Genomic DNA, 1,595 nt, shown 5'->3' with positions numbered 1-1,595 from the left:
GCCGATGACTATATCGCCAAACCTTTTGACATCGAGGAGCTCCTCGCCCGCATGCGCGCGATTTTCCGCAGGATTGAGCTTCAGGATCAACCGAATCGGGCAGTTCTGACATTCCGGGACATTACGGTGGATCTGGATGCCAGAGTAGCTACCCGGGGCGGTACCCCCATCGAGCTGACGAAGCGTGAATTCGACCTGTTGGCCGTGTTTATGAAGCATCCAAACCTGGTCCAGACCAGAGATATGCTGCTCGACTTGGTATGGGGCTACGATTCGCAGGTGGAGACGAATGTGGTTGATGTGTATGTCCGGTATTTGCGGAATAAATTGGACTCTGCCGGAGAAGAAAGCGTCATCCAAACCGTACGCGGAATGGGATACGTGATGCGGACATGAGGCGAATAACTGATTGGCTCAAGCGGCTGCCTGTCATATGGAAGCTGATGATTGGCGCAACGCTGCTCATTTTTCTGCTGTTTGCCACGTACAATTTTGCCCAATATCTGGTATTGAAGCACTGGATGCTGAACCAGGAACGGGACGCGCTTCATGTCATGATGTCACAGGTCCAGGGTTATTTGGAAGAACAGCAGGCAACGAAGGAATCGCTGGAATCACCGGAAGCGAGCTCTTTCATTCGCAATATTCTCGGTAAAAATCAAATGATCCGCCTGATTGACGACAACGGGGCGAATCTGCTGCTGGTTACGAACCATTTTAATCCGAAGTGGATCACCCCGCTGCCGATTACAAAGAGCTCATTGCAGGATGCGTGGCATGGAGAAGACCACATTCTCATTTACCGGACACCCTTTGCGATCAAGAACGAATCGGGAACGGTCGAAATGGCGACGAATCTCGAAACTTTCGACCATTTTAACGCAACACTGCTGTGGGTCATGGTCATCGGAGGCTTTCTGGCCGTATGCATCAGCGCTGCCAGCGGCTGGGCGATAGCGAAGCAGTTTTTGCGGCCGGTTAAGGCGCTTGCTGTTACCATCCAAAATGTGAAGCAAAACGGGCTTCAGGAACGCGTCGGAAACATCGGAAACGGGGACGAATTATCACAGTTGGCCAGCCTGTTCAACGAGCTGATGGACCAGCTGGAAGTGTCATTCCGCCAGCAAAAGCAGTTCGTGGACGATGCCTCGCATGAGCTGCGGACGCCCATCACCATTCTGGAAGGTCACTTGAACATGCTGAATCGATGGGGGAAAAAGGATCCAGTCATCCTGGAGGAGTCGCTGAATGCGTCGCTTCAGGAAGTCCGAAGGCTGAAGGGGCTCGTACAAGGGCTTCTGGCACTGTCCAAGTCAGATTCAGCGACATTGACCGATCATATCGAACGGATCCGGATTGAACCGTTTATGGCCCAAACCATTCAGCGGATGGAGGATTTGTATCCGGAATTTGCTTTTCGCATGAAAGCAGAGGGTACCGGTAAATTGGTGAGGATCAACCCGCTTCACCTGGAGCAGATGCTGTTGATCGTCATTGAAAATGCAGTCAAATATTCAGCGGAACATAAAGAAATCGACATTCGCTGCTACGAAGAGCAAAAACGGGTGTGCATATCGATTCAAGATTATGGAATC

2 protein-coding genes are annotated in these 1,595 nt (G+C 51.3%); both read left to right on the top strand.

The annotated features are described in order from the left end of the window. A partial coding sequence (locus CPT76_RS11770; RefSeq protein WP_146116298.1) for a winged helix-turn-helix domain-containing protein occupies positions 1-396 on the top strand: 396 nt, incomplete at its 5' end. Then, positions 393-1,595, top strand: a 1,203-nt coding sequence (locus tag CPT76_RS11765) for a HAMP domain-containing sensor histidine kinase (RefSeq protein WP_105443047.1), incomplete at its 3' end; no start/stop codon positions are given. The genes CPT76_RS11770 and CPT76_RS11765, both read left to right, overlap by 4 nt.

This window comes from Paenibacillus sp. AR247 (genome assembly GCF_002968895.1).
Classification (GTDB): Bacteria; Bacillota; Bacilli; order Paenibacillales; family Paenibacillaceae; genus Paenibacillus_AQ; species Paenibacillus_AQ favisporus.
This window is presented reverse-complemented; position numbering and strand designations above follow the sequence as displayed.